Source organism: Streptomyces sp. NPDC040410 (assembly GCF_055595715.1).
In genome coordinates this window covers 123137-134055 of record NZ_JBVIVK010000002.1, presented here as the reverse complement: position 1 = coordinate 134055, position 10919 = coordinate 123137, and the positions used below count along the sequence as shown (strand labels likewise).

5 protein-coding genes are annotated in these 10919 nt (G+C 73.0%); all 5 read left to right on the top strand.

All coding sequences use genetic code 11. The features are described from left to right. The first annotated feature begins 77 nt into the window (after nt 1–77). The 5 genes from ACZ562_RS04565 to tmk all read left to right on the top strand — a co-directional run bounded on the left by ACZ562_RS04565 (nt 78) and on the right by tmk (nt 10917). Nucleotides 78–1613 carry a DUF7059 domain-containing protein gene (locus ACZ562_RS04565; protein WP_471174172.1) on the top strand — a complete coding sequence of 512 codons (1536 nt, stop codon included), beginning with the start codon at nt 78–80 and terminating at the stop codon, nt 1611–1613. 179 nt (nt 1614–1792) lie between these two features. Next, entirely contained in the window at nt 1793–4108 is a 2316-nt protein-coding gene (locus tag ACZ562_RS04560; RefSeq protein WP_471174171.1) for a serine/threonine-protein kinase, read from the top strand. A 150-nt stretch (nt 4109–4258) separates the two neighbouring features. Continuing rightward, entirely contained in the window at nt 4259–4456 is a 198-nt protein-coding gene (locus ACZ562_RS04555; protein WP_471174170.1) for a hypothetical protein, read from the top strand. 262 nt (nt 4457–4718) lie between these two features. Further along, entirely contained in the window at nt 4719–7562 is a 2844-nt protein-coding gene (gene topA, locus ACZ562_RS04550; protein WP_471174169.1) for a type I DNA topoisomerase, read from the top strand. A gap of 136 nt (nt 7563–7698) precedes the next feature. Continuing rightward, complete coding sequence (gene tmk / locus ACZ562_RS04545; protein ID WP_471174168.1) at nt 7699–10917, top strand: dTMP kinase; 3219 nt, start codon at nt 7699–7701, stop codon at nt 10915–10917. The last annotated feature ends 2 nt before the right edge of the window (nt 10918–10919 follow it).

Genomic DNA, 10919 nt, shown 5'->3' with positions numbered 1-10919 from the left:
CGAGCTGACGCGGCCCGCGACCGCCGGCCGGCACAGCCCGCGGCGCGATCGGCGGCGTCCCTGCCGTGCGGGTCACAATGGGGGGCGTGAGTAACTCCAGCCTGCACGCCCTGCCCGCTTCCGACCGCACCGACGTCGTCGTCCGGCTGCGGGACGCCCTGCTCGGGGCCTCCTTCACGGCCGACGGCCTGCTCGAGCTGCTCGGCGCCCCGGCGTACGCGGCGCTCGCGCGCAGCGAGACCGTGCCCGCGCTCCGGGCCACCCGGGGCGACACGCCGCTGGAGGTGCTCGTACGGCTGTTCCTGCTGCAGCAGCCCGTGGCCCACGCACGCGTGGAGGGTGTTCTGCCCCTCGCGGAGTGCCTGGAGAGCGGGTGGCTGGTGCGCGTCGGTCAGGACGCCGGGGACGCCGTCGCCGCGACCGTGGACGTACGGCCGTACGGCGGTCCGGGCGGCGAGGACTGGTTCATCGTGTCCGACCTGGGCTGCGCGGTCGGCGGCGCCGGGGGCATCGGCAGCCGGGACGAAGGGGTCGTCCTGGGGGTGGGCGGTGCCTCCACGACCCTCGCCGGCATCACCGTGCGTACGCCCGTCTCCGCCGCCCTCGACCTCGGCACCGGCTCCGGGATCCAGGCACTGCACGCCGCGCAGCACGCCACGCGCGTGACGGCGACCGACCTCAACCCGCGCGCGCTGCACATCACCGCGCTGACGCTGGCGCTGTCCGGCGCGCCTGCCGCCGACCTGCGCGAGGGCTCGCTGTTCGAGCCGGTCCGGGACGACGAGACGTACGACCTGATCGTGTCCAACCCTCCGTTCGTGATCTCGCCGGGTGCCCGGCTCACCTACCGCGACGGCGGGATGGGCGGGGACGATCTGTGCAGGTCGCTCGTTCAAGGGGCGGGGGAACGGCTGAACGAGGGCGGGTTCGCGCAGTTCCTCGCCAACTGGCAGCACGTGGAAGGGGAGGACTGGCAGGACCGGCTCAGGTCATGGGTGCCGCGCGGGTGCGACGCGTGGATCGTGCAGCGTGAGGTGCAGGACGTCACGCAGTATGCCGAGCTGTGGCTCAGGGACGCGGGCGACCACCGCGGCGACGCGGTCGAGTACCAGACGCGGTACGACGCCTGGCTGGACGAGTTCGAGGCGCGCAAGGTGAAGGCCGTGGGCTTCGGCTGGATCACGCTGCGCAGGACGGTCGCCGCCGTGCCCTCGGTCACCGTGGAGGAGTGGCCGCATCCGGTCGAGCAGCCGCTCGGGGGCGCGGTCCGGGCGCACTTCGCCCGCCTCGACTACCTGCGGGAGCACGACGACGCAGGCCTGCTCGCAGGCCACTTCAAGCTCGCCGCCGAGATCGTCCAGGAGCAGGTCGGGCTGCCCGGCGCCGAGGATCCCGAGCACGTGGTGCTGCGCCAGAACCGCGGAATGCGCCGGGCCACCATGGTGGACACGGTCGGCGCTGGCTTCGCCGGCGTCTGCGACGGCACACTGAGCGCTGGCCGCATCCTGGACGCCATCGCCCAACTGATGGGTGAGGACCCGGTCCTGCTGCGCGACCGCACGCCGGCGCAGATCCGGCTGCTGGTGGAGCAGGGGTTCATCGAGCCTGCCTGAGCCACCGTCGCACGCGCCCGCGTCACGCCCGGGACGTGTTCGCACTCCTGGGGCCGCCGTGTCTGCTCTGACGCGATTGATCCGGAAAAGGGCTCCTGTCAGTGGCGGGTGCGAAGCTACCTTCAAGGGACAAACTCCGCGCGTCCTCGGGGAGGCGCGCTGTCTCGGGGGGAGGCGCGATGGCGGGGGAGACACCGGATCAGGGCGAAGGCAGGGTCGTCAACGGGCGGTACCGGCTGCAGCGGACGCTCGGCGCGGGCGGCATGGGCCGCGTCTGGCTCGCGTACGACGAGGACTTGGCCTGCCAGGTCGCGATGAAGGAGATCGCACTGCCGGACGTGCCGATGGACGCGAGCGAGCCCGCCCAGCGTATCGCGCGGGCCCGCGGCGAGGCCCGGCACGCGGCCCGGCTGCGCGGCCACCCGCACGTGGCGACGGTGCACGACGTGGTGGTCCACGAGGGGCTGCCCTGGATCGTCATGGAGTACGTGCCGGACGCGGTCGATCTCCAGGCGGCCGTACGGAGTTCCGGGCCGCTGCCGCCGGCGCAGGTGGCCCGCGTGGGGCTCGCCGTCCTCGACGCGCTCACCGCCGGGCACCGGATCGGCATCCTCCACAGGGACGTGAAACCCGCCAACATCCTTCTGGCACCGGATGCTTCCGGCGACGCCTACGCGCGCGTCCTGCTCACCGACTACGGCATCGCCCTCCAGCCCGAGTCCCGCGAGCCCCGGCTCACCGCCACCGCCGGCATCCTCGGCACACCCGGCTACCTCGCCCCGGAGCGGGCCCGCGGCGAGCCGCCCACACCGGCCGCCGACCTGTTCTCCCTCGGTGCCACGCTGTACGCCGCCGTGGAGGGCCGCGCTCCCTTCGACCGCCACGGCGACTACGCGACCCTGACGGCCCTGCTCGGCGAGGAGCCGACACCACCGGTCCGAGCCGGTGAACTGGCGCCGGTGCTGCAGGGGTTGCTGGTCAAGGACCCGGTGCGCAGGTCCGCGCCGGAGGCGGTGGCGCGCGGGCTGGAGCGGGTCGTGCAGGGTGCGGCGGGCGGGGGTTTCGCTGCTCCGCACGGGTGGGGCGCGGCACCGCCTGGGGCGGGGGCGCCGCAGGCGGGGTTCGGTCCGCCGCCGAGCACTCCGCAGACGCCGGGCACGCCACCGACCCCGCGCACGCCGCACACTCCGGCGGCCGGTCCCGATCCCTACGGCCCGGCGGGCGGCGGTGCGGGTCCGGGGAGCCCGGTGGATGCCGGTGCGGGAGCGCCGGCCACCGCAGGGGGCGGTCCGGCGACACCCGGACCGACGCCGTACGACCCGTGGCGGCAGACCGCCCAGCCACGGAACCCGGCCCCCGGTAACCCGTATGTGCAGGGGGCCGCTTCTCCGTACGCGTCCCCGTACTCCGGCGGCGCCCAGAGCCCGTTCACGGGCGGTGGTGCGCCTCCACCGTATGCGGGAGGCGGCGGCCGGTCGCCGTACGCCGGAAGCGCCACGCCACCGCCCTACGCGCGCGGCCCTGGCGGCACCTGGGGTTCCGGCGGGCCCACCGCGCCCGGCGGTGGGTTTCCCGCCGCACCCTCGCCCCCCGGCGAGAAGAGGCGCGTGGCGCTCGTCGCGCTCGTCGTGGCCGCCGTTCTGGTCATCGCGGGCGGTGCCTGGGCGGCCGTCCTGCTGACCGGCGACGGCGGCCGTGGCAAGGAGAACGCCGCGACGAAGAAGTCGCCCGCGCCGAGCGGCTCGCAGGGGTCTCCGTCGCCGACCGGGCCCGTACCGCCGTACGGCGATGTGGTCGGGCTCGGGGAGCCGCTGGAGACCGGTGACTGCGTGCAGGCGGTCTGGTCGGGGGCGCCGTTCAAGTCGGCGCCGAACCTGGGCGTGGTCGACTGCGCCGACGACTGGCCGGACGGTCAGGTCGTGGCGGTCGACACGGCCACCGACTACGCGGACGCCCGCGACCGGGGCGCGCAGCGCTGCGCGGACCAGAGCCGCGCGGTCGTCGACGCGCTGCCGGACGCTGCCGGCTACGCCGTCGTGCCGACCGAGGCGGGCTTCACGGCGGCGGGCAGCGGTACGGCGTGTCTCGTACTCGGCCGCCATGCCGCGATAGGCGGTGAAGTGGGCCGCTTCCGCGACACGGGCACGGACCTGTGGGTCGGGCAGATGAGCGTCGGCGACTGCTGGGTCTACGAGAGGGTGGAGGACGGCTACAAAGCGCCGCTCGCCGACTGTACGAAGCCGCACACCGACCAGGTCATAGGGAGCGTCCGGGCCCCCGACGAAATGACCTACAAGAAGGGCACCGACAACGCGACCAAGCTGTGCGGCAACAAGTTCGAGTCGACCTGGGCGCCGGGCCCGGAGCGGATCGTCTACGGCTGGGTCGCCGACGAGGACGACTGGGACGAGGGCTTCAACAAGGTCGTGTGCACGGTGAGCCGGGCCGACAACGAGAAGACGACCGGAAAAATACCTGCGCCCGGCTCGGTGTGAGCCCGGCCACGCGCCCGGGCAGGGCGAGCCGGGGGAGTCCACAGCCGTGTCGGCCCCGCGTTCACCCAGGGTTCGCCTGTCCGCCGCCCGAGCGTGTCAGCCTCCACGGGCTGGGCACACGTGGACGGGAGAGAAGGGGCGCGCGGAGCCATGGAGAGCGGACCGGCGATCTTCGCGGGAGTGGTGTTCGCCCTGTTCGGAGGCGGGCTGCTGGTGTGGACGGCCGCACGGGTGCGGCGCCGCGAACCCGTCGCGCACGGCGTGAGCCCCGTCGCTTCGGCGAGCGTCGCGACCCTCGCCGCGGTGATCGCGCTGGCCCTAGGAACGTGGTCCCTGACGCGCCTCTGAGAAGCTGGGTGGAGCTGCGGTACCGGTGCGGCGAAGCTGCCGTTCCGGTAACTGGGAGGTCACACTCCGGACAGGCTCGACAAGACCGGTGGGCACTCCGGGCGGCAGGAATGGCGGTAGTCGGGTTACCGTTCGAGTGGCCGTTGCGGGCTTTTCCCGTTTGACACGGGGGCGGGATGTACCGTCACACTCCGCAGCATGACCCGACCCCGGGACCAGGCCTGGGGAGATACCCCAGCGTCGACCGGAGAGAAGAGCGAAGTTGTCCCCGACCAGCGAGACCGCACAGGGCGGCCGCCGACTCGTCATCGTCGAGTCGCCTGCCAAGGCGAAGACGATCAAGGGCTACCTCGGCGCCGGATACGTCGTCGAGGCGAGCGTCGGGCACATCCGCGACCTCCCCAACGGCGCCGCGGAGGTGCCGGAGAAGTACACGGGCGAGGTGCGCCGGCTCGGCGTGGACGTCGAACACGACTTCCAGCCGATCTATGTGATCAACGCCGACAAGAGAGCCCAGGTCAAGAAGCTCAAGGACCTGCTGCGCGACTCCGACGAGCTCTTCCTCGCCACCGATGAGGACCGCGAGGGCGAGGCCATCGCGTGGCACCTCCTGGAGGTGCTCAAGCCCAAGGTCCCGGTCAAGCGGATGGTGTTCCACGAGATCACCAAGGACGCGATCCGCGAGGCCGTGGCCAACCCGCGCGACCTCAACAAGCGCATGGTCGACGCCCAGGAGACCCGCCGCATCCTCGACCGTCTCTACGGCTACGAGGTCTCGCCGGTCCTGTGGAAGAAGGTCATGCCGCGGCTGTCCGCCGGTCGCGTCCAGTCCGTCGCCACCCGGCTCGTCGTCGAGCGGGAACGCGAGCGCATCGCTTTTCGTTCTGCGGAGTACTGGGACCTGACCGGCACCTTCGCGACCGGCCGCGCGGGGGACTCGTCGGACCCGTCGTCGCTGGTCGCCCGCCTCCAGACCGTCGACGGCAGGCGGGTCGCGCAGGGCCGCGACTTCGACTCCCTGGGACAGATCAAGAGCGCGAACACCCTCCACCTCGACGAGGCGAACGCCCGCGCCCTGGCCGCCGCCCTGGAGAACACACGGTTCTCCGTCCGGTCCGTCGAGTCGAAGCCGTACCGCCGCTCGCCGTACGCCCCGTTCCGTACGACGACGCTGCAGCAGGAGGCCAGCCGCAAGCTGGGCTTCGGCGCGAAGGCGACCATGCAGATCGCCCAGAAGCTGTACGAGAACGGCTACATCACGTACATGCGTACGGACTCCACGACGCTGAGCGACACCGCCGTCGCGGCCGCCCGTGCGCAGGTCACGCAGCTGTACGGCGCCGACTACCTGCCGGCCCAGCCGCGGACGTACGCCGGGAAGGTCAAGAACGCGCAGGAGGCGCACGAGGCGATCCGCCCCTCGGGTGATCGTTTCCGCACCCCCGCCGAGACGGGTCTGACCGGCGACCAGTTCAGGCTCTACGAGCTGATCTGGAAGCGGACCGTAGCGTCCCAGATGAAGGACGCGACCGGTAACTCGGTCACGGTGAAGATCGCTGGCACCGCCGCCGACGGGCGGGACGTCGAGTTCAGCGCCTCCGGCAAGACGATCACCTTCCACGGCTTCCTGAAGGCCTACGTCGAGGGCGCCGACGACCCGAACGCCGAGCTGGACGACCGCGAGCGCCGGCTGCCGCAGGTCGCCGAGGGTGACGCGCTGACGTCCGAGGAGATCACGGTCGACGGGCACGCCACCAAGCCCCCGGCCCGCTACACCGAGGCCAGCCTGGTCAAGGAGCTCGAAGAGCGCGAGATCGGCCGCCCGTCGACGTACGCGTCGATCATCGGCACCATCCTCGACCGCGGATACGTCTTCAAGAAGGGCACGGCGCTCGTCCCGTCCTTCCTGTCCTTCGCCGTGGTCAACCTCCTGGAGAAGCACTTCGGACGGCTCGTCGACTACGACTTCACCGCCAAGATGGAGGACGACCTCGACCGCATCGCGCGCGGCGAGGCACAGGCCGTGCCGTGGCTGAAGCGGTTCTACTTCGGTGAGGGCACGGGTGAGGGCGGCGCCGCGGACGCCGGCAACGGCGACGGGGACCACCTCGGCGGCCTCAAGGAGCTGGTGACCGACCTGGGCGCGATCGACGCGCGCGAGGTGTCGTCGTTCCCCGTGGGCAACGGCATCGTGCTGCGGGTCGGCCGCTACGGCCCGTACATCGAGCGCGGCGAGAAGGACTCCGAGCACCACCAGCGCGCTGACATCCCGGAGGACCTGGCGCCGGACGAGCTGTCCGTCGAGCTCTCGGAGGAGCTGCTCGCCAAGCCGAGTGGCGACTTCGAGCTGGGCACCGACCCGGCGACAGGTCATCAGATCGTCGCCAAGGACGGCCGTTACGGCCCGTACGTCACCGAGGTGCTCCCCGAGGGCACCCCGAAGACCGGCAAGAACGCCGTCAAGCCGCGTACGGCCTCGCTGTTCAAGTCGATGTCACTCGACACGGTGACGCTCGAGGACGCGCTCAGGCTGATGTCGCTGCCGCGCGTCGTCGGCAAGGACGCCGAAGGCGTGGAGATCACCGCGCAGAACGGGCGCTACGGGCCGTACCTGAAGAAGGGCACGGACTCGCGCTCGCTGCAGTCCGAGGACCAGCTCTTCACGATCACCCTCGAAGAGGCGCTGGAGATCTACTCCCAGCCCAAGCAGCGTGGCCGGGCCGCCGCCAAGCCGCCGCTGAAGGAGCTGGGCGCGGATCCGGTCAGCGGGCAGCCGGTCGTCGTCAAGGACGGTCGCTTCGGCCCGTACGTCACCGACGGGGAGACCAACGCGACCCTGCGCTCCGGCGACAGCGTCGAGACGATCACTCCGGAGCGTGGCTTCGAACTGCTCGCCGAGAAGCGGGCGAAGGGTCCGGCCAAGAAGACCGCGAAGAAGGCCCCCGCGAAGAAGGCCCCGGCCAAGAAGACGGCGACGGCTGCGAAGAAGACCGCGGCCAAGAAGACGACGACGGCTGCGAAGAAGACGGCCGCCAAGAAGACGACGGCGAAGAAGACGACCGCCGCCAAGAAGGCGACTGCTTCGAATTCGGCCTCGGAAGACTGATCGGCGCGCCTGCCTCCCCGCGATTTCTCCACCACGGGTTCGCGAAACGAACGCCTCGGCATCACTTTGGTGTCGGGGCGGGCGTCCGTTCGGACGGGCGCCACGGGCTGTCGGCGGCTCCCGATAGGCTGAAAGCATGACGCGAGCCGAGCATCCAACGGCCCACCACCCGGCCCCCGACGACGCCCTGGTCGCGGACTCCCGAGAGCGCGCCGTGCGCGCCCTGTTGCGCCGCCCGCAGTTGAAACGGCTGTGGAGCGCACACCTCGTGAGCGGTGTCGGCGACACCCTCGCCCTCCTGGTGCTGATCGTCCTCGCCCTCCAGGCGGCGATCGCCGAGGGCTCGTTCGGCGGCGGCTACCGCGGCGTGGCGTTGGCAGTGGCGACCGTCTTCGGGGTGCGCATCCTGGCGACGCTCCTCTTCGGCGCCGTCCTCCTCGGCCCGGTCAGCTCACTCACCTCGAAGGAGGGCCCGCTCGACCGCCGCTGGACCATGGTCGGCGCGGACGGCCTGCGGGCCGCGGTGCTCATCGTGGCGCCGCTGTGGATCGACTGGATGCCCGACGACGCGCTGGCCATGCTCCTGGTCACCGTGTTCGTGACCGGTGTCGCCGAGCGCTTCTGGACGGTGTGCCGCGAGAGCGCGGCGCCCGCGCTGCTGCCCGCCCCGCCCCCGGAAGGCGCGACGGTACGACCGCTGCCGGACCACCTGGACGCCCTGCGCCGCCTGTCGCTGCGTACGAGCTTCGTCGCCGTCCCGCTCGCGGCCGCCGCGCTCGTCGGCGCATCGCTGGTCAACAACCTGCTCGGCGCCGGGATCGACTGGTTCGCCCAGCACCAGGCGGCCCTCGCCTCGTACGTCGCGGCCGGACTGTTCGCCGCGTCCCTGTCCGTACTGACCTCCCTGGAACTCGCCGACACGCGTACCCCGCGCGCGCGGTCGCCCCTCGAGGGACTGCGCCGCCCCAAGACGGGCGTCGGCGCCGACAAGGGCCGCACCGGTGCGATCCCGCTGCTGGTGCTCGCCTGCGCGGCCGTCGCCGGGGCCGTGGCGGCCGCGGTCGCCGTGTCCGTGCTGCACGCCAAGGACCTTGGCGGCGGCCCCGTGCTGTACGGGCTGCTGGTGTTCGCGCTGACCGGCGGGGTCGTCGTGGGCATCCGCACGGCGCCCTCCGTGCTGCCCGCCCTGTCGCGGCGCCGGCTGCTGTCGCTGGCGATCGCCTTCACCGGCGTCGCGCTGCTGGCCGCCGGGCTCGTCCCGGATGTCACCAGCGTGCTGCTGATCGTCGCGCTGGCCGGTGTCGGCGCGGGCGTGGCCGCCAACACCGGGCACACGCTGCTCGACCAGGAGACCGAGGACTACCGCCGTCCGCGCACGACCGAGCACCTGCAGGCCGTTGTACGGGTCTGTGTGGCTCTCGGCGCTCTGGTGGCGCCCGTGGTGGCCGCGGGAATCGGGCCGCACCGGCTGGAGAACGGCAAGTTCGTGTTCGCGCACGGCGGCGCCGCGTTCACGCTGATGCTGGCCGGCGCGCTGCTGCTGCCGGTGGCCGCAGTGGTGCTGGCCAAGGTCGACGACCGCTCCGGCGTACCGCTGCGGCACGACCTGCGGGACGCGCTGCTCGGCGGCGACGACCCGGTGACGGCGCCCGCGTCTTCAGGTTTCTTCATCGCCCTGGAGGGCGGCGACGGGGCCGGCAAGTCCACCCAGGCCGAGGCACTCGCCGAGTGGATCAGGGCCAAGGGCCACGAGGTCGTGGTGACGCGCGAGCCGGGGGCGACACCGGTTGGCAAGCGGCTGCGGTCGATCCTGCTGGACGTGTCCAGCGCCGGGCTCTCGCACCGGGCGGAGGCGCTGCTGTACGCGGCGGACCGCGCGGAACACGTCGACACGGTCGTACGGCCCGCCCTGGAGCGCGGTGCGGTGGTCATCTCGGACCGCTACATCGACTCCTCCGTCGCCTACCAGGGAGCGGGCCGCAACCTGTCCCCGACCGAGATCGCCCGCATCAACCGGTGGGCGACGAACGGACTCGTGCCGCACCTGACCGTGCTGCTCGACGTCTCCCCGGAGTGCGCCCGCGAGCGGTTCACCGAGGCGCCGGACCGCCTCGAGTCGGAGCCGGCCGAGTTCCACGCGCGCGTGCGGTCCGGCTTCCTCACGCTGGCCGCCGCCGACCCCGGCCGCTACCTGGTCGTGGACGCGGGCCAGGAGCCGGAGGCCGTCACCACCGTCGTCCGGCACCGGCTCGACCAGATGCTGCCGCTGTCCGAGGCCGAGGTGAAGGCCCAGGAGGAGGCGCGCAGGGCCGCCGAGGAGGAGGCCCGGCGCAAGGCCGAGGAAGAGGCCGCCCGCAAGGCCGAGGAGGAGCGCCTGGAGCGCGAGCGCCAGGAACAGCTCGAGCGGCTGCGCGCCGAGGAGGAGGAGCGTAAGCGGCGCGAGCTGGAGGAGGCGCAGCGGCGCGGGGCCGAACGGCAGGCGGAGGAGGCCCGGCAGCGGGCCGAGGAAGCGCGTCGGCGCGCCGAGGAGGAGCGGGCGCGGCTCCTCGCCGAGGAGAAGGCGCGGGCCGAGGAGGAGGCCCGGCGCAAGGCCGAGGAGGAGCGGCGGCGCAAGCAGGCCGAGGAGGAGGCCCGGCTGCGGGCCGAGGCCGAGGCACGGCGCCTGGAGAAGCAGCGGAAGGCCGAGGAGGCGCTGCTGCGCGCCGAGGAGGCACGACGGCTGGCCGAGCAGGCCACGGCCGTGGCCAGGACCGGCCCGCAGCAGCCTGCCGCCGCGCCGCAGGACGCGGCGACCGTGCCGACGCCGGTGGTGACGCCGACGAACGCGTCGGCCGGGCCGGTGGACGAGACGGCGGTGCTGCCGCCGGTGCGAGGCGAGGAACCAGCCACGGGCCCGTCCGCCAAGGAGTCCGCATCCGAGGTGACGACCCGGTTGCCCCAGCCGCCCGTCCCGCCGGGTGCGGCGGACGAGACGGCGGTGCTGCCGCCGGTGCCGCCGGGTGCGGCAGATGAGACGGCGGTACTTCCTCCCGTCCGGGACGAGCAGCCTGCGGACCGGGTTCCGCCCGGGTTCTTCCGCGACGAGCCGGCGGCGCCTCAGCCGGACGGGACCGAGGACCGTACGCGTGAGATGCCCCAGCTCGATGCCGAGGGCGCGCCGCGGCGCCGGGGCCGGTCGGACTGGGCCGAGGAGACACCGCTGGACGACCTGCCCACGCTGGCGGACGAGCTGCTCGGTCCGCACGAGGACCGCGAGGACCTCGGGGACCGCGAGGACCGCGGGGCCTATGAGGACCGCGGGGCCTATGAGGAGCAGGGCGACGAGCGTGGACGGGGCCGGGGGCGCCGGGGCTGAGA